The following is an 18582-nucleotide window of genomic DNA, read 5'->3' on the forward strand; positions in this document are numbered from 1 at the left end:
CCCATCACCTTGGCCGCCATCACGCGCTGCTTGCGCGCGTTGATCACGCCGTAAGCGCTGTTGAAGATCACGATCAGCAGCGCACCGAATGCCGCGATGGCCACCTTGTTGATGTCGGACACGCCGAACACCATGAGGAACAGCGGGATCAGTGCCGACGACGGCGTGGAGCGGAAGAAGTCGATCAGGAACTCCACGCTGCGGTAGGCCTTCTCGTTGCTGCCCAGCAGCACGCCCAGCGGCATGCCGACCACGGCGGCAATCAGGAAGGCCTGCACCGTGCGCCAGACCGTCACACCAAAGTCGGTCAGCAGCGGACCACCGGCCAGGCCACTCAGCAAGGCGCCAATGGCATCGGCCGGCGCAGGCAGCAGGATCGGCTTGATGAAGCCGGTGCGCACCGCCAGATCCCAGATGATGAAGAGCACGACCGGGCCCACGAAGGGCAGGGCGCGTCCCCAGTCGGTCTTGCGCGGCGCAACCGGTACCGCGTGGGCGGCCGGAGGTGTCCAGGGCTTGCCGGCTTCCGTCGGCACGGGCGTGGCGGCTTCCATCGCGTTCAGCCTTTGTAGATCATGGTCTCGACCATGAGACGCGAACTGAAGATGCCCTTGTCCGAGAACAGGTCGAAGAACTTCTGGAAGTGGCCGATGTCGGCGGGCGTGAACTCGTTGTACATGGTGTACGCGGCCAAGGGCACCTCGCTGGCCAGCGCGCCTTCGATGGGCGTGTAGCCCGTGAGGTACTTGCGTGCCTCCACCGGTTTGCTGCGCACGTAGGCCACGCCCTTGGCGTAGGCGGCCACGAACTTCTTCGCCACCTCGGGGTTCTTCTTGATGAATTCGGACGAGAGGGACGCGGAGCCGCCGAACCACGGCGCCATGTTGTCGCCCAGGACGTATCGCGAGATCACACCTGCTTCGAGCACGCGGCTGGTGCCGTTCATGCGGCCGATGGTGCCCGTGGGCTCCAGCGTGTAAGCGCCGTCGATCTGACCCGCAGCGAGGGCGGCCACGTGCTGGCCGATGGGCAGTTCGACCACGGTGGCGCCGGTGGCGCCACCACGCTCCAGGATGGTCTTGGCCAGGGTCACGTTCTGGATGCCGGGGCCCGACGCAATGCGCTTTCCCTTGAGGTCGGCCATCACCTTGGCGGGACTGGCCACCGGCACGATGACTTCGTCGAGCACGTTCTTCACGTTGCTCGGGTTGGAACAGAAGATCTTGAATGTGCCGGGCTGGGCGAGTTCGCCGATGGCGATGTTGGCCGATCCGGTGCCGTTGGCCGTGCCGTCCGAGCGGCCCGAGAGCACAGCTTCCATGACCTGCTGCGCGCCGGCGAACTTGAGCGGTTCCACGTCCAGGCCGGCTTCCTTGAAATAGCCCAGCTCAATGGCCGAGTAGAACGGCAGGCCGGCGGCGATGGGCCAGTAGCCCAGGCGCACCTTGGTGGCTGCTTGCGCGCGCACGAGGCCTGGCGCGCCCATCAGGGCGATGGCCGCACCCGCAGCGCCGAGCTGCAACACGGTGCGTCGGTTGTTCGAGGTGGGCAGGACGGTGGTGGTGAATGTCTTCATGGGTGGACTCCAGCGGGTTGAACGAAAGTTGACGCACCAGGATGGAAGCCACTTGCACCATGCGTGAGCATTCCGTCTTGTATTCAAGATGGCTTGCAAGCTTGATGCCAGCCCGACAGACGTGAAAAAGCCCGCCGCACTTGGGGTGCGGCGGGCTTCGTTGGTCGGGTGGTGCGGCTCAGGCCGCGTGCATCACAGGCCGAGGTTGCGGCCGAACAGGCCGATCACGCCCACGATGATCAGGTAGACGGCGACGATGTAGTTCAGCATGCGCGGCATCACGAGGATGAGGATGCCGGCGATGAGGGCCACCAGGGGGCCGATGCTCAGGTTCAGGTTCATGGTGGTGTTTCTCGAAACAGGATCGTGCTGGCGCCGCAGAGGTTGAGGCGCACCAGCCCGGGCACTGGATCATGCGTTGGCCTCGCATATCCCGTCTGTGTGCCGACACACAGACCCGCCGGGATGGCCTCAGGGCGCGGAACCCAGACTTTGCCAATCGGCCACGGCGATGCGGGCCACCACCGTCCAGCCGGTGGTGCCCGGGCGGATCACGGCGGCTTCACCTTCAGACAGGTGGGGCGCGCCGGCCACAGCGCGAAACGGCGTGCCGTGGCCCACGATCCAGCGGTTGGTGCCGGCCGGTACCGGCCTGGCCAGCAATTGCTTGAGTCCTGCATAGCCGTTGCCTTGTGCCTCACGGATCTCGTTGCGCGGTGTGACCGTGGTGAGCATGAGCCGCGCGTGGTCCATGGTGCGGCAGTACGGGCTGGCCAGGGCCTCGCCCACCGGGAGTTGCAGCGCGCGGATGCGCTGCCCGATGGCGGTGGCGTCGCTCTTGCCTTGCGCCGAGAGCAGGCGCTGGTTGTCGCAGTCGGTGTACGAGGTCATGGCCGAATCGCCGCGCGAGAAGTCGGTGGCGGTGTGCCGGAAATACACCACGTAGCCGCCGCTGCGCAAGGCATCCAGCAGGGCGGGGCCTTGCAGCGCCGCGTCGGCTGTGGGCGCGGACGAGACGGCATGGGCGATGGTGGGCTGGGCATGGACGGTGAGCGCCGCGCAGGCGAGCAGCAGCGCGGGCAAGGCGAAGAGGCGGTGGGTGAACATGGGGGCTCCAACTGCCCGCGCTGGTGCGGGACGGGATGGCATGCGGGATGGCGGTGGAATGACTTCGCGACGGGTGGCGAAGTTCCAGCCCGGCCCTCTGTCAGATCACAAATGCAGGGTGATGCTGCGGCTCGTGATGCGGGACACACAAGGCGTGAGGCAACGCGTTTTCTCGGCGTCGTCCAGGATGAAGTCGTTGTGCTCGACCTCACCGTCGGCGTAGCCGGTTTTGCAGGTGCCGCACAGGCCGCTGACGCAGGAGGTGGGCACGTGGATGCCATGTTCGCTCAGCAGTTCCAGCAGGTTGCCGCCCTCGGGCAAGACCAGTTCGCGCTCTGACTGCGACAGCCGCACGGTGGCGCCGGTGGTTGGTGCAGTCGGGGTGGCGCTCGCGGGCGCCTGGAAGTGCTCGGAATGCACGGTGCCTGGCTGCCAGTGCGCCGCGGCCTGTGCGCAGGCCGTCATGAACCCGGGCGGTCCGCAGAAATACAGGTGCGTGCCCGCGGGCTGCACCGCGAGCAGGGCGGTCAGGTCCAGCCCCGCGCCCACCACGCCGTTGTCGAAATGCCAGCGCGCCGATCCAGGTGCCCGGTGGTTCAAGGCGTCGAGCTCTTCAGTGAAGGCGGCCACCTCGCTGGAACGCGCGCAGTAGTGCAGCTCGAACGGGGTGCCGGCCTGCAGCAGGCTGTGCGCCATGGATTTCAAGGGTGTGATGCCGATGCCACCGGCGATCAGCAGGGCCGAGGTCTGCGCCGGCCGCAGCTCGAACTGGTTGCGCGGTCGGCTCACCTTCACCGTGTCGCCGACCCTCAGCGCTTCGTGCACACGCAACGAGCCGCCGCGCCCCTTCGGGTCCTTCAACACCCCGATCACATACCGGTGTGTTTCGGCCGGATCGTTGCTCAGCGAGTACTGGCGCACGAGACCACCGGGCAGGTGCACGTCGATGTGTGCCCCGGCGGTGAAGGGCGGCAGGTGCCCGTGGCCGGGCGCGCAGAGTTCATACGAATGGATGCCGGAGGCCTCCATGCGGATCTGGCGGATCCGCAGTTCCAGTGGCGCGTCGAGTTCGGTCATGGGTCAGGCCGCTGCGGCGCTGGCCTTCATCTCCGCCTCCAGCGCCAGCATGCGGGTCTTCACGAACTGCTCGCGCTCGGCACCTTTGAGGTGTTCGCTCTCGGCCAGCATGGTCACCACCGCCTTGGTCACGTGGCGGCGGCGCACGATCTCGTCTTCCACCCGCGCTCCCACCGGAATTTCCAGCACGTTGCCCGAGCAGAAGCTGCGCGGCGCGCCGGCGGCGTCGCGCAGCCAGTCGGCAAAGCCCTCGGCGCTGGCGGCCTTGTTGGTGCCGCGCACGGCATCGCGCAACAGCTTGCGGAACATGTAGACGCCGGCGTCGAGCTTGGTCGGGTTCTCCAGCGCGTGCACCGCGATCGGGCGCTGGCTGATGATGGCCTCGTAGTCGCCCGGCGCGTACTGCGCCTGTTTGTAGTTGGCGCGCGCGCGGTGATCGGTCGGAATCTGGGGCCGGTCGTTGATGGTGTGTTCCCCAAAACGCTCGGGCCGGCGCAGCGCCACCTGGCCTTCCAGGAAGTCGATCGACTCGTAGCCCACCAGCGACTTGATGCCCACGCCGCGCGTGTCGATGCCCGGGCCCATCACGCGCCAGCCGATCATCTTGCTGTTCACGTCGTCCACCGGCACCGTCCAGCGCACGATGTGGAAGCGGCTGAAGTGCTTTTGTGCCGAGCCGTCTTCGGAGGTGTAGGCGTGCAGGCTGAGGTTGGGCAGCACCTGGTGCTGCACGCGGATGAACAGGCGGTCGTCGCTCACGCGGCGAGCGCCGGCACAAGCCAGCGAACGGCCACCCTGCACCGGCACAAACTGCATGTCGGGCGCCACTTCCATCGAGGGCGCGCCGACCTCGTCGAACGTCGTGCCCTGGAACTGCCCGTTCACCACGTTCTTGGCCGAGTGCAGCGTGGCGGTGTGGAAGTTGTCGGCTGCGTTGTCCTGCACCTGCAGCCAGTTGCAGTGCTGGAAGTTGCTGTAGGGCACGAGTTCGTCGCCCGGCAGCACGGTGAAATTGCCTTCCCACTCGGGGAAAGGCGGTTCCTTCTCGGGCGGTCCCATGTAGGCGAACACCAGGCCGTTGCGCTCGAAGGCCTTGTAGGCGCCCTGACGGATCGAGCAGGCGTAGCGCTCGGCGTCCGCCTCTTCGCCCTTGGGGAAAGGCACTTTCAGGCAGGTGCCATCGATGTCGAACACCATGCCGTGGTAACAACACATGATCCCGCGCTCCTGGATGGAGCCGTATTCGAGCGACGCGCCACGGTGCACGCAGTGCGCGTGCAGCAGGCCGACGCGACCGCTCTTGTCGCGAAAGGCCACCAGTTCCTCGCCCAGGATCTTCAGAAAGTGCGGCGTGTCGGTGAGCTCCATGGACATGCAGACCGGCTGCCAGAAGCTGCGCATGTACTCACCCGTGGGCGTGCCCGGGCCCACCTCGGTCAGCTCCGGGTCGTGGCCCGGAATCTTGTTGGTGTGATACCCGCCGTAGGGGATCAGCTTCTTCTCCACCGGTGCGGCGGTGCCGGTCGAGCGCTGGCTGTCGTGTTTGTCCATGGGCTGGGTCATGCGGTGTCTCCGTCGGGGTGGGTGGAATAGTGTGAGTTCTGAACTCTGTATACAGAGTTCAAAGATAGGTGGAATGCCCCGGTCTGTCAACCCGAATGACCCTGCCCTTGGTTTACCCTTCGGGCTGTCGCTGTACTCTGAATTCAAAAACCAGAAGGTTTCCATGTCGTTCACGGCCAAACTCCCCTCCCGCACCAACTACGTGGACGAGGTCTACAAGGTTCTGCTGGACGCCATCAGCGACGGCTCGCTCGCCCCGGGCACGCGCATCACGCAGGAAGAGGTGGCCGAGCAGCTCGATGTGTCGCGCTCCCCGGTGATCCAGGCGCTGCGCCAGCTCAAGACCGACGGTCTGGTGCAGGACGCACCCGGGCGTGGCGTGCTGATTGCCCCGCTGGACCCGCAGACCATCGGCCACGTCTACAAGATCCGCGGCGTGCTCGATGAACTGGCCGCTGGCCTCGCGGCCGAGCGCCGGGCGCGCATCGACCCCGAACTCATCCGCAAAGGCCGCGAGATCAGCACCGGTGACGACGTGCGCGCCATGATCGACGCCGACATGGCCTTCCACCGCGCCGTCTACCAGGCCAGCGGCAATCCGCTGATCGAAGACAGCTCGCGCATGCACTGGGTGCACCTGCGGCGGGTGATGGGCGGTGTGATCCAGCTGCACGGCATGCGCCGCCCGATCTGGGACGAGCACCAGGCGATAGCCGACGCGATTGAAACGGGCGACGTGGCCCAGGCCCGCCAACTGGCGCTGCAGCACACGCTCAACGCCAGCGAGAACCTGCTGGCCCGACTGGGACTGGATGCCGCTGCGCCCTGAGCAGCAGGCAGCGACAAACGGCTATTTGTCGGGCAAAGCGGTCGACTTCAGCTCCGGCAATCCGCCCGCCAGCGCGCGCTGAAAGTGGGACTCGCGCACGCTGGATTTGCGCCGCCACTGCCGGATCACCGCCAGCGTGGTGAGGCGCTGAACCAGGTCCAGGCCCGGGTAGACCACCGACAACACCTCCAGCGCGGCCTCTTTGGGCGAAAGCTGCTCGCGCAGCCCCAGCACCAAAGCCTCATCGCGCAAGGCCGGGTTCAAACCGCCCGGCTCCAAACCCAACTCGAGCAGAGCGGCAGACAGTGCGCGGCGGTATCGAAATCTTTTGAACATGCGTTTTGGAGGGTGGCGACCCGTCTGCGTTCCTGCGCGACGAGGTGCCTGGGGTCCTCCAGCGCAGGGGTGCGCTGGAGCACAGACCTTACACGCCGACGGGGGTAGCGTGGGTGCTGGAGGTCGGGCGCACACAGACGCCCGTCGCCCGACAAGGAACCCCATGAAAACACAGTCCACTTTTTTGTTCCGCACCGCCCTGGTGGCGGCCTGCGCCCTGTCCGGTTCGGGCGCCTGGGCACAGTCCACCTATGAGCAGGACCGTGCGGCTTGCATGCGCAGCGACTCGCAACACGAACGCACCAGCTGCCTGCGCGAAGCTGGGGCGGTTCGCGCCCAGGGCATCAACCGCGCGCCGGGTGCGACACCCGAAGCCCGCATGGAAAACGCCATGAAACGCTGCGCCGATCTGCCGCCTGAGAACAAGTCCACCTGCGAACGCATGGTGCACGGTGAGGGCACAGCGAGTGGTTCGGTGGCTGGTGGCGGCATGATCCGTGAGCTGGTCACGCCGGTGCCGGCGGTGCCGCCCATGCAGCCCATGCCGCCTGCGCAGCCCCCACCACAGCCCATGCCACCGATGCAGCCCATGCCCGGTGCGCCGATGGTGCGTTAAGCGCCCAGCCCGGCGGCGCGCAGAAACGCGCTGTTCTCGTCCGGCGTGCCCACGGTCACGCGGATGCAACCCTGCAGGCCGTGCAGGCTGTCTTGCCGTCGCACCAGCACGCCTTGTGCGAGCAAGGCCGCGTGCGCCGCCGACGCGCCACCGAGCCGCTGGCCAGCGCGTAGCCCAGCCGCTCCACTGCGATCGCCTTCAGCCTGTCGGGAAAGTCGGCGAACGACTCGTTCTGGTCGAGCTTGATCGGGGCATCGACCGGGCTGAAGGGGGGTAGTCGGGGCTGTTGGGGACGGCGGGGCGGACCGGCAGGGTCATGGCCCGATTGTGGGGTGCCTGTCAGTCGGCCGCGTCGCTCTTGCGCGGCTTGGTGAGCGTGAGCAGGATGTCGGCGTACCAGGCGCAGTTCAGCCCCAGCGATTCGTCCAGCACCAGATCGCGGTCGCCCATGTCCATGCGGGCCGAATGCACGCCCAGCAGTTTCCAGGGCAGGGCAGCGTTCTGGGCTTCGGGGGAGCGGTCGCGCATGACCACGGCCGCACCGCTGGTGCCGCGGTGGGTGCGTGCGTCGGTGAGGAAGTAGCCATTGCCCTGAAAACGGATGCCGTAGGGCGATGCAATGACCGCGTGGCGCAGCACCGGCAGGTGGTGCAGGGCGTCGTGAAAACCGAGCGGGAAGCCCACCACCAGCAGCGATTCGCCGGGGTGCACTTCGTCAAAGCTGGTCGGCAGGTGGGCCGGGCTGAAGGCGCGGATGACCGATTCGTCCGGCAGCGCGCTGCGGTCGAGCTCGATCACGGCGACGTCGATGTCGCCGCCGCTGTCGCTGCCCTGGCGCCACACGGCTTCGCCTTCGTCGTACAGCAGCATGGAAAAGCCGGTGGAGCGCGTGAGGTTGGAGGCGTCCAGGTGCAGCTCGATCTCCAGCCGGTCGGGGAAGTGTTTGGTGTCTTCGTCGATCACCACGTGCCGGCTGGTCACGAGGAACAGGCGGTCGTCCCGCTCGAAGAAGAAGCCGCTGGCGTTGGTGAGCGCCTGCTTGCCGTGGAAGGTGGACACACGCGGCGCCGCGAGGAACAGCGGGTCGACCGGCGCGGTGATGGGCGCCACCTGATCGCCCTCGGCGTTGCCGGTGGTGGGGGCAATGAGTTGCGGCAGGTCGGGGTAGATCGGGGGTCGGTTCATGGTTTGAGTGTCGCACCCTTCAACGCTCGGAGTGCGAAGGGATTGAAGAGCGCGGGAAGGTTGAAGGCGGGGTGAACGGGTGCCGGTGGCGGCGCCTTGGGTGCGGCAGCCACGGGGGCGGGAAACTGTTTCGACACAAAGGCCCAGACCAGGCGCGACGCATCGGGCCCCTGCGCGTCGCTGTAAGCCTGGTTGGCAGCACCCCCGCTCCAGGCGTGACCGAGTTGGCCCACATCAACGAGCGTGACGGCGGTTCGGCCCCGGTGTTTGAAATCGGTCACCTGCATGGGGTGGCGCTGGCCGCGCTGCTGGCTGCGTGTGGCGCCGGCTGCCGCGCCGGCGGCCAGTGCCCAGGCAGCGGCGGCGGCCGGGCCGTTGCTCGCGGCTACCACGGCGTCGCGCCCACCCTGGATCACCAGCAGCGGCGGCAAGGCCAACAGCTGGCCAGGCGCGGGCGACCAGGGCGCGGGCAGGCGGTGCCCGCGCATGGCGGCCAGCGCGGTGGCGGTGGAGTCGGCGGCGCCCGGGGCAATGCCGGAATGCATCACCACCGCCTTGAAACGCGCCGGGTGGCGCGATGCGATCAGCGCAGCCATGCTGGCGCCCGCCGACAGGCCGGCCAGCGCCACGCGGGCGCGGTCCACCGGTTGCAGCAGGCACACCTGGTCGATGGCGGCAAGGATCAAGGCCACCTCGGTGTGCGCGCGCCCGTTGCGGGTGTCGTACCAGTTCCAGCAGCGTTGTGCGCTGGCCAGGCGGTCTTGCTCGGGGTAGAGCACCAGAAAGCGCTCGCGCCGGGCCAGTGTGTTCATGCGGGTGCTCTGCGCAAAGCCGGCGGCATCCTGCCCGCAGCCGTGCAGCATCACCAGCAGCGGCAGGCGCTCGCCCGCCTGCAGGTCGGGCGGGCGGTAGAGGTGGTAGCGGCGCGCGCCACCCGGCCCCAGCGCCATGCCGCCGAGCCAGTCGCCCGGCGTGGCCGGTGGCGCCTTCGGCGTGGTGGCGCGCTTCACCGCGGTCTTGACGGCCCGCGTCTGGACACGGCGCGTGTTGCGCGTGAGCGCAGCCAGGTTGCGGTTGAACATCCGCACCCAGGTCGACGCAGCCGTGCGCTTGGCCATGGCGGGTGGCTCCTCAGGCTTTCAGGAACGCCAGCAGGTCCTTGGCCAGGCGCTGCTTGTGGGTGACGAACAGACCGTGGGGCGCGCCTTCGTATTCGATCAGCTGGGCACCTGCGATGGCGGGGGCCGCCAGGCGGCTGGAGGCCGCGATCGGCACCGTCTTGTCGTCGGTGCCGTGTATCAACAGGGTGGGCACATCGAACGCGGCCAGATCGGGGCGGAAATCGGTGCTGGAGAAGGCGCGCATGCAGGCCACGGTGGGCCGCAGGCCGGCCTGCATGGCGGTGTTGTGGGCCCAGCGCAGGGTTTCGTCGCTCACGTGGCTGTCGGACGAACCCTGGCCGAAGAAGTCGCGGAAGAATCCGGTGAAGAACTTCGGGCGGTCGTCGGTCAGGGCCTTGGCGGTCTTGTCGAAGGCCGACGCTTCAGCCCCGTTGGGGTTGTCGGGCGTCTTCAGGCGAAACGGCAGCACCGATGAAATGAGCGCGGTGCGTGCCACGTTCTTGCCGCTGTGGCGCGACATGTAGCGCGCCACCTCGCCGCCGCCCATGGAGAAGCCCACCAGCGTGGCGTCCTGCACGTCGAGCTGTTCCATCACTTCCCACAGGTCGTCGGACAGGGTGTCGTAGTCATAGCCGTTCCAGGGCTGTGACGAACGGCCGAAGCCCCGCCGGTCGTACGCGATCACCCGGTGCCCGGCTTCAACCAGCGAAACCGCCAGATCGTCCCAGCTGTCGGCGTTCAGCGGCCAGCCGTGGATGAGCACGACGGGGCTGCCCTCCCCCCAGTCCTTGAAATACAACGAAGTCTTGTCGGCGGTGGTGATGCGGTGCATGGATTCCTTGGCGCTCAAAAACGAAAGCCTTCAGTGTCTGAAGCGCCCCGATCCGTGTCTGTTCGACACCGCACGAAGGCTGTGTGGCGCGAAAGACCCACACGTGCAGGGCTGTCGCTGCCGTGCTGCAATTCCCCCCTGTCAACGGACCTGGCCATGAACCTCAACAATGACTTTTCCCTGCGCGCCACCGACTTTGCAGATACCGCCGTCTGGCAGCCGTCGCCCTTGCCGGGGGTGGAGCGCCGCCTGCTCGACCGCGTGGGCGCCGAGGTGGCGCGAGCCACCAGCGTGGTGCGTTATGCACCCGGCTCGCGTTTTGATGCGCACACCCACGGCGGTGGTGAAGAAATCCTGGTGCTCGAAGGCGTCTTCTCGGACGAGACCGGCGACCACCCGGCCGGCACCTACCTGCGCAACCCGCCGGGCACGCGCCACGCGCCGTTCTCGGAGCCCGGCTGTGTGCTGCTGGTGAAGCTGTGGCAGTTCGCTGCCGACGACCTCACGCCCCTGCGCATCAACACCCTGACCGAGCCCTGGCGCCAGGGCCTGGTGCCGGGCCTCACGGTGATGCCGCTGCACGAGCACGACGGGGTGAGCACGGCGTTGGTGCGCTGGGCGCCCGACACGCAGTTCAACCCGCACCGCCACCCCGGTGGCGAAGAGATTTTTGTGATTGACGGCGTGTTCCGCGACGAACACGGTGCCTACCCGCGCCACAGCTGGCTGCGCAACCCGCGCTGGAGCCAGCACACCCCCTTCACCGGGTCTGAGGGCGCGCTGATCTATGTGAAGGTGGGCCACCTGGGCGCCTCCTTCATGGCGCCGACGGCGGCCTGATCAGGTGCCGCTGCGCAGCAGCATGGCCGGGTTCAGCCGCATCTGCGCGAGCAAATAGCGCGCGCCCAGTCCCAGGCTCACACCGCTCACGCCCAGGGCGGTGAGCGCGCCGGTCCAGTACAGGCCCATCGGGTCCATGTCCAGCCGCCAGCGCAGCAGGCCGGTGGCCAGCCCGCTGCCGGCCAGCATGGCAAAACCGGCGGTGACCACGGCGAGCAACAGGTATTCCCAATACAGCACACGCCGCAGGCTGGACAGCCGCGCGCCCACTGCGTGCATCACCGTGGCTTCAAACACCTGGCGCGCGCGGCTGCTGGCCACCACGCTGGCGAGCACCAGCAGGCTGGCCGCGAGACACACCCCGGCGATCACCGCCAGGCCCGTGCTGGCGCGGCCCATGAGCGCGCGTGTTTCGCGCAGCAGCGATTCGGTGCGCACGGTGGCGATGTTGGGCGCGGTGGCGGCGAGCTGGTCTTGTGCGGCCAGGGCCTGGTCGGCGGGCAACCAGGCGGCGCCCACGTGGCGGGTGATGTAGGGGTCGAGCACACCGTCGCTGAAGATGCCTTCCAGCCACAGGCGCGCCTGCATCCGCTGCTGGCTGTAGATGGCGGCGAGCTCGGCCTGCACCGGCGTGCCCAATATCTCGAAGGTGAGACGGTCGCCCACCTTGAGGCCCAGCTGGTCGGCCTCGCGGTCTTCCATGGCCACCAGTGGAGCGCCGCTGTGGTCGGCCGGCCACCAGGCGCCGTCGCGGATCACCACATCGTCGATGTTGCCGGCGCGGCTGCTGAACTTCTGCTCGTCGCGCGCTTCGCGCACCCGCGCACCATCGTCGCTGTCGCGCAGCACTTCGCCGTTCACTTCGATCAGGCGGCCCAGCACCAGCGGCGCGGTGGTGACGTCAATCAGGCCCGGCTGGGCTTTGAGCGTCTCTTGCAGCAGCGGGATCTGCTCGGTCTGCACATCGTAGAACACCATGGCCGGTGCGTTGGCGGGCACGGTTTCGTTCACCGTGCGCAAGAGCGAGGTGACCACCAGCGTGCACGCCACCAGCAGCGTGAGCGCAGCGCCCAGCGAGAGGAGGGCTGCGCGCAGGGGAGAGTCACTGCGCTGCAGTCCGGCCATGGCCAGGCGAAGTTCAAACGGCAGTTGAGCGCCGGGCCGGTTGAGCTGGCGCCGCGCCAGGCCGCGCAGGAGGCGCGTCACGCCTTCGAGCAACACCAGCAACAGCACCGTGGCCACCACGAAGGCCAGGCCAAAACGCGCGTCCGGCACGCTGGCCACCACCAGCGCACCCACCACCGCGGCCACGCCACCGGTGAGCCACCACACGCGACGCGGTGTCTTGAGCGTGTTGCCATCGATACCGCGAAACAACGCTGCCGGCGAGACCGACAAGGCGCGACCCAGCGCGGGCAAGGCAAACGTGAGCGCGGTCAACACGCCAAAGCCCAGGCCCACCAGCGAGGGCAGCCACAGGCTGGCCACCAGAGGCGCCAACGGCAACTGCTGCGCAGCGGCCAGCGTGCCGCCCAACGCCAGCGCATTGCCGATGAGCACACCGCCCAGGCTGGACAGCAGCGCCAGCATCAGGATCTGCAGCAGCACCAGCGCGGCCAGCCGGCCGTCGCGCAGGCCCACGGCGCGCAGCGTGGCCAGCGTGCCGAGCTTGCCCTGCAGGTAGGCCTGCACGCTGTTGAACACACCGAGCCCGCCAATGAACAGCGCGGAGAAACCGATGAGCAAGAGCCCGGAGCCGATCTGGCCCAGCACCTCGGCCATGCGGTCGCTGCGTTCTTCAAATGTGCGCACCTCGGCCTGCAGGTCCGGGTAGGCCGCGATGAACGCGTCGCGCCACTCGGCGGCGGGCTGCGGCGTGCGCACGCGGTAGTGGTATTCCACGCGGCTGAGCGGCTGTACCAGGCCGGTGGCGGCCAGGGCCCCGTCGGCCACCAGCACCGGGGCACCGCCCCAGTCGGCGCGCAGGCTGCGGTCGGGCTGGCGCACCACCAGTGCGCGCACCTGCAGGCTCAGGTTGCCGACCTCCACCGTGTCGCCGGGTTGGAGGTCCAGGCGCTGGGCGAGGGTGGCGTCCAGTGCCGCGCCCCACACGCCGTTTTGCTCGGTCAGCGCGGCGCTCAGGTCGCCTGCCGGGGCGAGTTCCACCGCACCGTACAGCGGGTAACGCACGTCGGCGCTTTGCAGTTCGATGAGCTGGGCGCGGCCGTCGGGTGCGCGCAGCATGGTGCGCAGCTCCACCAGACGCGAGACATCGCCGCGTTCGTTCATCCAGGCCAGCACGTCAGGCGCCAGTGGCGCGGTTTGTTCGACCTCCACGTCGCCGCCGAACAGCAGGCGCGCGTCACTCTGCAGGGCACCCGCTACTTGCCGATAGAGGCCACCGCCGGCTGTGACCAGAGCCACACCCAGCACCAGGCAGGCGCAAAAGATCCACAGGTGGCGGCCGCTGGCGCGCAGGTCGCGCCAGGCCAGGTCAAACAGGAACCACATCAGGGGCTCGCACGGTGGTGTTGACTTCGTTCAGGTGGCCGTCGTGCAGGCGCAGCACGCGGTCGCAGCGGGCCGCGAAGTCGGGGTCGTGCGTCACCAGCACCAGCGTGGTGCCTGCCTCGGTGTTGAGTTCAAACAGCAGTTCGCGGATCGCCTCGCCGGTGTGGTCGTCGAGGTTGCCGGTGGGTTCGTCGGCCAGCAGCAGGCGCGGGCGGTGCACCAGCGCGCGGGCAATGGCCACGCGCTGCTGCTCGCCGCCCGAGAGCTGGCTCGGGTAGTGGCCTTGCCTTGCGCCCAGGCCCACCCGCTGCAGCAGTGCGGCGGCTCGGTCGTGTGCGTCGGGCCGGTTGGCCATTTGCAGAGGCAGTGCCACGTTGTCCAGCGCGCTCAGGCTGGGCAGCAGGTGGAACGACTGGAACACGATGCCGATGCGGTCGCGCCGCAGGTCGGCCAGGGCGTCGGCGTCCATGCCGCCGAGTTCGGTGCCGTCGATGGCGATGCGCCCGCTGGCCGGTCGCTCCAGCCCCGAGAGCAACAACAACAGGGAGGTTTTGCCCGAACCCGAAGGGCCGGTGATGGCCATGCGCTGGCCGGCGGCCACCGAGAGGTTCACCGAGCGCAGCACGTCGATGCGTGCGGCGCCCAGCTGGTAGTGCATGCAGAGGTCTGAAATGTCGATCATGCGGAGTGAGTTCGGGTTCGGCGGCAAAGGTTCAGTATGCCGAGCGGGTGGACGTGCCGCGAAGATGAGGACTTTTTGCGCGCCGAATGACCCCGTGTTGTGCTCGCCTGACGCGGACGCGACCCTTGGCACCTACACTGGGCAGGGTATGTGAAACAGAATGTTCCCGGGCTGCGTCTGTGCCCCGGTGGACCGACAACACACTCTTATGAAACATGGCGCAAGCCCGTCGAGGGCTGATGGAGCGGGGCGGGTATGGCGTGCACTGGTTGCAACGGCCTTGCTGGCCTTGGCCGCCTGCGGCGAGCCCGTGGTACCGCCATTGACGGTGGGCATGAACCCCTGGGTCGGCTACGACCCGCTGGTGCTGGCGCGGGACCGGGGCCTGACCGATGCGGAGCAACTGCGGGTGGTGGAGCTGGCGTCGGCGTCTGAAACGCTGCGCCATCTGCGCAATGGCCTGCTCGACGCGGCCATGCTCACGCTCGATGAAACCCTGCGGCTGGCTGAAAGCGGCGTGGCGGTGCGCATCGTCGCGGTGCTGGACGAGTCCACCGGCGGTGACGCGGTGCTGGCGGCGCCGCGCATCACCTCGCCAGCGCAGCTCAAGGGTGAATTCGTTGCCGTTGAAGACTCGGCCGTGGGCGCCTTGTTGCTGCAGCGCATGTTGACCAAGGCCGGCCTGACGCGCGCCGATGTGAAGGTGACCAACATCGAAGTGGCCCGGCACCTGCAGGCCTTGCAGTCGGGCCAGGCAACGGCAGCCGTGTCTTACGAGCCCCTGGCCGGAGCGATCGAAGCCGCAGGCTTTCGCCGGATTTTCGACAGCCGCGAACTCCCGGGCGAGGTCCTTGATGTGCTGGTGGTGCGCGTCGACGTGCTGGAGCAGCGTCCCGAAGCGGTGGACGCCTTGCTGCGTGCCTGGTACGCCGGCCTGGAGCTGTTCAACAGCGACTTGCGCGGCGCTGCGGAGTCGCTGGCGCGCGGCACCGACCTCACGCCGGCTGCCTACAAGGCGGTGTTGGGGGGGCTTGCGTTTCACTCACCCGAGGCTTCCGCCAACGAACTCATGGGCAACCCGCCCCCACTGGTGGACAAGGCCTCGACCGTTGCCGACGCCTTGCAGTCGATCGGGCTGCTCCAGCGCACGCCGCGCTGGCAGGACCTGATCGACGGCGCGCCCATGCAGCGCTTGCAAGCGGGCGGGAAAGCGCCATGAAGCCGCTGCTGGCCCGCATGACCCTGCCAGGGCGCTGGCTGGCACCGCTGATGCTGTTGCTGTTCGCGCTGACTGCGTCCGTCGTCAGCCACGTGGTGCAGTTGCGCAACCTGGACATGCAGGTGATGGACCAGGAGACACGGCGCCTGCGCGAGCGGATCAGTGTGGAACAGAGCCGGCTCGACTCCTCGTCCGCCCTGGAGAACCCGACCCTGGTGCGCCGGCTGGTGGGCGGGCTGGGCTTGTACAGCGGCATGCGCCACATCTACCTGCTGCAGCGCGACGGGTGGGTGGAGGCTTCGCTGGTGCGGTCCGACATCGGCCAGGCCTTTGGCGAGGTGTTGCGCCTGCGCGCCGACCTCACCGAGGTCGACAAGGTGGTGTTCGGTGACCTGTCGAGTGTGGGCATCCGTGTCCTTCACCTGCCGTCCACGCAGCAGCTGGTGGGCGTTGCACCCATCACCAACGGCCGGCGTCTCGTCACCGTTGTCGATCTGAGCCTGCCGCGGGCGGTGCGCCTGGCCGACCTGCGCGAGGACGCCCTTCGCGAGGGTGTTTTGCTGCTGGGCGTGGCTGCGTTGCTGGCCCTGGTGATGCACCTGGTGTGGTTTCGCCGGGCACGTCACCTCACCTCAACCCTGCAGCGCATGGGCAACGGCGAGCTGCAGGCACGCGTGGCGCTGCAAGGCCGGGACGAACTCGCCATGATCGGCACCGAAGCCGACCGCATGGCCGAGCGGTTGCAGGCCGGCCAGGTGCAGCTTCGGCACCTGGTCGATCTGGTCGACCGCTCGCCCGTGGTGGTGGTGGAGTGGCACAACGAACCCGGTTGGCCTGTGAGCTACGTCAGCCAATCGGTGGACCAGTGGGGCTACCAGCCTGACGACCTGTTGCGCGGTGATCTCCCATACGCCAGGCTCATCCACCCCGACGATATCGAGCGCGTGACGGCAGAGGCCGCCCGCTACTTCAAGGACGGACCCGACGAACACCGCCAGGAATACCGGCTGCGCTGCGCCAACGGCAACTGGGTCTGGGTTGACGACCGCACCACGCTGAGCCGCAACGAACAGGGCGCGCTCACCCGCATCAGCGGCGTGTTGCTCGACATCACGGTGCAGAAAAAAGCACAGCTGGCCCAGCAGGAGCAAGCGGAATTTCTGCGCCTGTTCTACGAGCTGCCCTTCATCGGCATGGCCATTTCGGCGCCTGGCTCCACGCGCTGGCTCCAGGTCAACAGCCAGCTTTGCACGATCCTGGGCTATTCGCGGGAAGAGTTGCTGCGCATGACCTGGGCCGAGATGACGCCCCAGCCCGATCTGGACCAGAACCTCGCGTTGCGTGACGCCATGTTGGCCAACCGCACCGACAACTACTCGATGCGCAAACGTTTCGTGCGCAAGGACGGCAGCTTCGTGCACACCGAGATCGACGTGCGCGCTGTGCGAAACCCCGACGGCACGCTCAAGCACCTCTTTTCCACCATCAAGGACATCACCGAGCGCCTGCAGGCCGAAGCCGCGATCGGCCGGCAGAAAGATCTGCTGGAGCTGGCCGAGTCCATGGCGGGCCTGGGCAGCTGGGTGTACGACACCCGGAGCCGCAGCATCTGGTGGTCGCGCCAGATGTACCGCAACACCGGGCGCGATGAATCCATGGGGCCACCCTCCGATCTCGCGTCTTACCTGGCCTACATCCATCCCGACGACCAACCCCGGATTGATCGATTCATGCGCGCCATTCCCGACGCAGCATCCATGAGCACCGCCGAGTTCCGCCGCCACCCTGATCTCGGGCCACTGCGCTGGTTCCGGGGCAGCGTGCAGAGCCAGCCCATGGACACCCCCGGGTTCTACAGCTACAGCGGCACCCTGCTCGACATCACCCAGCTCAAGCAGGCCCAGACCACGCTGGAGCAGAACAACGCCGTGCTCGAACAACGTGTGACCGAGCGCACCGCCCAGTTGCGCGGCCTCAACGAAGAGCTCGAAGCTTTCTCGTACACCGTCTCGCACGACCTCAAGGCGCCGCTGCGCGGCATCGACGGCTACAGCCAGCTGCTCGAAGAAGAACACGGCAGCCAGCTCAACGAAGAAGGGCGCCAGTTCCTCGCCCGCATCCGCCGCGGCGTGCTGCAGATGGGCGACCTGATCTCCGGCCTGCTGGACTATTCGCGCATGGAGCGGCGCACCATGGAGCACCAGCACGTGGACGTGCCCGCCCTGGTGGCTCAGGTGATCGAAGGCCACAGCGCCGACATCGACAGCACCCGTGTGCGACTGAGCCTGCAACTCGAACCCATGGTGCTGCAGCTCGACCGCGAGGGCATGGCCGTGGTGCTGCGCAACCTGGTGGGCAACGCCATCAAGTTCAGCCGCACCCGGGAGCTGCCCGAGGTCGAGATCGGTGCCCGCACCGAAGGACTGCGCCGCATCCTCTGGGTGCGTGACAACGGGGTGGGGTTTGACATGAAATACCACGACCGCATCTTCGGCATCTTCCAGCGCCTGCAGCGCGCCGAGGACTACCAGGGCACCGGCCTGGGCCTCGCGCTGGTGGCCAAGGCCGTACAACGCATGGGTGGCCGCGTCTGGGCCGAGAGCCAGCCCGGACAGGGCGCCACCTTCTTTCTGGAGTTTCCCGCATGACCAAGCCCGCCACCCTGCCGCCCATCCTGCTGGTTGAAGACAACCCGATGGACCTCGACCTCACGCTGCGCGCCTTCAACAAGAAGAAGTTCTCCAACACCATCCAGATCGCGCGCGATGGTGAAGAAGCGCTGGCCTACTTCGGACGCTGGGAAGCGGGTGAGCCCTTGCCTGCGGTCATACTGCTGGACATCAACCTGCCCAAGGTCAATGGTCTGGAGGTGCTGCAAAAACTCAAACAGCATCCGGAGTTCCGGCGCATTCCGGTGGTGGTGCTCACCTCGTCGCGCGAGAACTCCGACCTCAAGACCGCCTACGACCTGGGTGTGAACTCCTACATCGAGAAGCCGGTCAGCTTCAGCAAATTCATTGAAGTGGCCGAGCACATCGAACTCTACTGGTGCCTGCTCAACGAGCGGCCCGCCTGACAACCAAGGAAT

At 67.6% G+C, this 18582-nt stretch carries 19 protein-coding genes; 6 read left to right on the plus strand and 13 right to left on the minus strand.

Going from position 1 to position 18582, the window contains the following annotated elements:
* The 6 genes from Q0C59_RS05300 to Q0C59_RS05325 form a co-directional block, all read right to left on the minus strand.
* On the minus strand, positions 1-554 hold a 554-nt coding region (locus tag Q0C59_RS05300; protein ID WP_291212700.1), incomplete at its 3' end, for an ABC transporter permease.
* A gap of 5 nt (positions 555-559) precedes the next feature.
* Positions 560-1576, minus strand: coding sequence for an ABC transporter substrate-binding protein (locus Q0C59_RS05305; RefSeq protein WP_291212703.1), 1017 nt, complete (start codon positions 1574-1576; stop codon positions 560-562).
* Between the two features lie 192 nt (positions 1577-1768).
* Entirely contained in the window at positions 1769-1918 is a 150-nt protein-coding gene (locus tag Q0C59_RS05310; RefSeq protein ID WP_083240016.1) for a DUF3096 domain-containing protein, read from the minus strand.
* Positions 1919-2047: 129 nt separating this feature from the next.
* Complete coding sequence (locus tag Q0C59_RS05315) at positions 2048-2683, minus strand: histidine phosphatase family protein (protein WP_291212710.1); 636 nt, start codon at positions 2681-2683, stop codon at positions 2048-2050.
* Positions 2684-2788: 105 nt separating this feature from the next.
* The gene (locus Q0C59_RS05320; RefSeq protein ID WP_291212713.1) at positions 2789-3760 is read right to left on the minus strand and encodes a PDR/VanB family oxidoreductase; all 972 of its coding nucleotides are present in this window, start codon (positions 3758-3760) and stop codon (positions 2789-2791) included.
* Between the two features lie 3 nt (positions 3761-3763).
* The gene (locus Q0C59_RS05325) at positions 3764-5323 is read right to left on the minus strand and encodes a Rieske 2Fe-2S domain-containing protein (protein WP_291212716.1); all 1560 of its coding nucleotides are present in this window, start codon (positions 5321-5323) and stop codon (positions 3764-3766) included.
* 163 nt (positions 5324-5486) lie between these two features.
* Between Q0C59_RS05325 and Q0C59_RS05330 the strand changes: the two genes are divergently transcribed.
* Complete coding sequence (locus Q0C59_RS05330; RefSeq protein WP_291212719.1) at positions 5487-6152, plus strand: GntR family transcriptional regulator; 666 nt, start codon at positions 5487-5489, stop codon at positions 6150-6152.
* A gap of 21 nt (positions 6153-6173) precedes the next feature.
* Here the strand turns inward: Q0C59_RS05330 and Q0C59_RS05335 are convergent, their stop codons facing one another.
* Complete coding sequence (locus tag Q0C59_RS05335) at positions 6174-6488, minus strand: hypothetical protein (RefSeq protein ID WP_291212722.1); 315 nt, start codon at positions 6486-6488, stop codon at positions 6174-6176.
* Positions 6489-6651: 163 nt separating this feature from the next.
* Between Q0C59_RS05335 and Q0C59_RS05340 the strand changes: the two genes are divergently transcribed.
* Positions 6652-7104: a hypothetical protein gene (locus Q0C59_RS05340; protein WP_291212725.1), complete on the plus strand. Its 453-nt coding sequence runs from the start codon at positions 6652-6654 to the stop codon at positions 7102-7104.
* Here Q0C59_RS05340 and Q0C59_RS05345 read toward each other — a convergent pair.
* The 4 genes from Q0C59_RS05345 to Q0C59_RS05360 all read right to left on the minus strand — a co-directional run bounded on the left by Q0C59_RS05345 (position 7101) and on the right by Q0C59_RS05360 (position 10242).
* On the minus strand, positions 7101-7229 hold the full coding sequence (locus Q0C59_RS05345; protein ID WP_291212728.1) for a hypothetical protein: 129 nt from the start codon (positions 7227-7229) through the stop codon (positions 7101-7103). The two genes, Q0C59_RS05340 and Q0C59_RS05345, sit on opposite strands and share 4 nt — an antisense overlap.
* A 214-nt stretch (positions 7230-7443) precedes the next feature.
* Positions 7444-8289, minus strand: a complete 846-nt coding sequence (locus Q0C59_RS05350) for a serine protease (RefSeq protein WP_291212731.1) — start codon at positions 8287-8289, stop codon at positions 7444-7446.
* Positions 8286-9407, minus strand: coding sequence for a PHB depolymerase family esterase (locus tag Q0C59_RS05355; RefSeq protein WP_291212734.1), 1122 nt, complete (start codon positions 9405-9407; stop codon positions 8286-8288). The genes Q0C59_RS05350 and Q0C59_RS05355 overlap by 4 nt, the downstream gene beginning before the upstream one ends.
* Before the next feature lie 13 nt (positions 9408-9420).
* Entirely contained in the window at positions 9421-10242 is an 822-nt protein-coding gene (locus Q0C59_RS05360; protein ID WP_291212737.1) for an alpha/beta fold hydrolase, read from the minus strand.
* Positions 10243-10398: 156 nt separating this feature from the next.
* Between Q0C59_RS05360 and Q0C59_RS05365 the strand changes: the two genes are divergently transcribed.
* On the plus strand, positions 10399-11082 hold the full coding sequence (locus Q0C59_RS05365; RefSeq protein ID WP_291212740.1) for a cupin domain-containing protein: 684 nt from the start codon (positions 10399-10401) through the stop codon (positions 11080-11082).
* Here Q0C59_RS05365 and Q0C59_RS05370 read toward each other — a convergent pair whose 3' ends face one another.
* Together Q0C59_RS05370 and Q0C59_RS05375 are read right to left on the minus strand one after the other, a co-directional pair.
* Positions 11083-13593: an ABC transporter permease gene (locus Q0C59_RS05370; RefSeq protein ID WP_291212743.1), complete on the minus strand. Its 2511-nt coding sequence runs from the start codon at positions 13591-13593 to the stop codon at positions 11083-11085. It abuts the gene before it with no gap.
* Positions 13577-14275 (minus strand): ABC transporter ATP-binding protein, encoded by a 699-nt coding sequence (locus Q0C59_RS05375; RefSeq protein ID WP_291212746.1) that lies wholly within the window; start codon positions 14273-14275, stop codon positions 13577-13579. Before Q0C59_RS05375 ends, Q0C59_RS05370 begins: the two co-directional genes overlap by 17 nt.
* Positions 14276-14483: 208 nt before the next feature.
* Here Q0C59_RS05375 and Q0C59_RS05380 point away from each other — a divergent pair, with 208 nt between their 5' ends.
* The 3 genes from Q0C59_RS05380 to Q0C59_RS05390 are packed head-to-tail and all read left to right on the plus strand — an operon-like array spanning position 14484 to position 18570.
* Positions 14484-15494 (plus strand): ABC transporter substrate-binding protein, encoded by a 1011-nt coding sequence (locus Q0C59_RS05380; RefSeq protein ID WP_291212748.1) that lies wholly within the window; start codon positions 14484-14486, stop codon positions 15492-15494.
* Entirely contained in the window at positions 15491-18142 is a 2652-nt protein-coding gene (locus tag Q0C59_RS05385) for a PAS domain-containing protein (RefSeq protein ID WP_291212751.1), read from the plus strand. Before Q0C59_RS05380 ends, Q0C59_RS05385 begins: the two co-directional genes overlap by 4 nt.
* Entirely contained in the window at positions 18139-18570 is a 432-nt protein-coding gene (locus Q0C59_RS05390; protein ID WP_291212754.1) for a response regulator, read from the plus strand. Before Q0C59_RS05385 ends, Q0C59_RS05390 begins: the two co-directional genes overlap by 4 nt.
* Positions 18571-18582 lie beyond the last annotated feature (12 nt).

This window comes from Hydrogenophaga sp., assembly GCF_022844385.1.
In the GTDB taxonomy this organism is placed as follows: Bacteria; Pseudomonadota; Gammaproteobacteria; order Burkholderiales; family Burkholderiaceae_C; genus Hydrogenophaga.

Bases quoted from the DNA above. Each gene is read 5' to 3' on its own strand.
- Q0C59_RS05305 (WP_291212703.1), bottom strand. From the start codon at position 1,576: ATGAAGACATTCACCACCACCGTCCTGCCCACCTCGAACAACCGACGC.
- Q0C59_RS05310 (WP_083240016.1), bottom strand. From the start codon at position 1,918: ATGAACCTGAACCTGAGCATCGGCCCCCTGGTGGCCCTCATCGCCGGC.
- Q0C59_RS05315 (WP_291212710.1), bottom strand. From the start codon at position 2,683: ATGTTCACCCACCGCCTCTTCGCCTTGCCCGCGCTGCTGCTCGCCTGC.
- Q0C59_RS05320 (WP_291212713.1), bottom strand. From the start codon at position 3,760: ATGACCGAACTCGACGCGCCACTGGAACTGCGGATCCGCCAGATCCGC.
- Q0C59_RS05325 (WP_291212716.1), bottom strand. From the start codon at position 5,323: ATGACCCAGCCCATGGACAAACACGACAGCCAGCGCTCGACCGGCACC.
- Q0C59_RS05330 (WP_291212719.1), top strand. From the start codon at position 5,487: ATGTCGTTCACGGCCAAACTCCCCTCCCGCACCAACTACGTGGACGAG.
- Q0C59_RS05335 (WP_291212722.1), bottom strand. From the start codon at position 6,488: ATGTTCAAAAGATTTCGATACCGCCGCGCACTGTCTGCCGCTCTGCTC.
- Q0C59_RS05340 (WP_291212725.1), top strand. From the start codon at position 6,652: ATGAAAACACAGTCCACTTTTTTGTTCCGCACCGCCCTGGTGGCGGCC.
- Q0C59_RS05350 (WP_291212731.1), bottom strand. From the start codon at position 8,289: ATGAACCGACCCCCGATCTACCCCGACCTGCCGCAACTCATTGCCCCC.
- Q0C59_RS05355 (WP_291212734.1), bottom strand. From the start codon at position 9,407: ATGGCCAAGCGCACGGCTGCGTCGACCTGGGTGCGGATGTTCAACCGC.
- Q0C59_RS05360 (WP_291212737.1), bottom strand. From the start codon at position 10,242: ATGCACCGCATCACCACCGCCGACAAGACTTCGTTGTATTTCAAGGAC.
- Q0C59_RS05365 (WP_291212740.1), top strand. From the start codon at position 10,399: ATGAACCTCAACAATGACTTTTCCCTGCGCGCCACCGACTTTGCAGAT.
- Q0C59_RS05370 (WP_291212743.1), bottom strand. From the start codon at position 13,593: ATGTGGTTCCTGTTTGACCTGGCCTGGCGCGACCTGCGCGCCAGCGGC.
- Q0C59_RS05375 (WP_291212746.1), bottom strand. From the start codon at position 14,275: ATGATCGACATTTCAGACCTCTGCATGCACTACCAGCTGGGCGCCGCA.
- Q0C59_RS05380 (WP_291212748.1), top strand. From the start codon at position 14,484: ATGAAACATGGCGCAAGCCCGTCGAGGGCTGATGGAGCGGGGCGGGTA.
- Q0C59_RS05385 (WP_291212751.1), top strand. From the start codon at position 15,491: ATGAAGCCGCTGCTGGCCCGCATGACCCTGCCAGGGCGCTGGCTGGCA.
- Q0C59_RS05390 (WP_291212754.1), top strand. From the start codon at position 18,139: ATGACCAAGCCCGCCACCCTGCCGCCCATCCTGCTGGTTGAAGACAAC.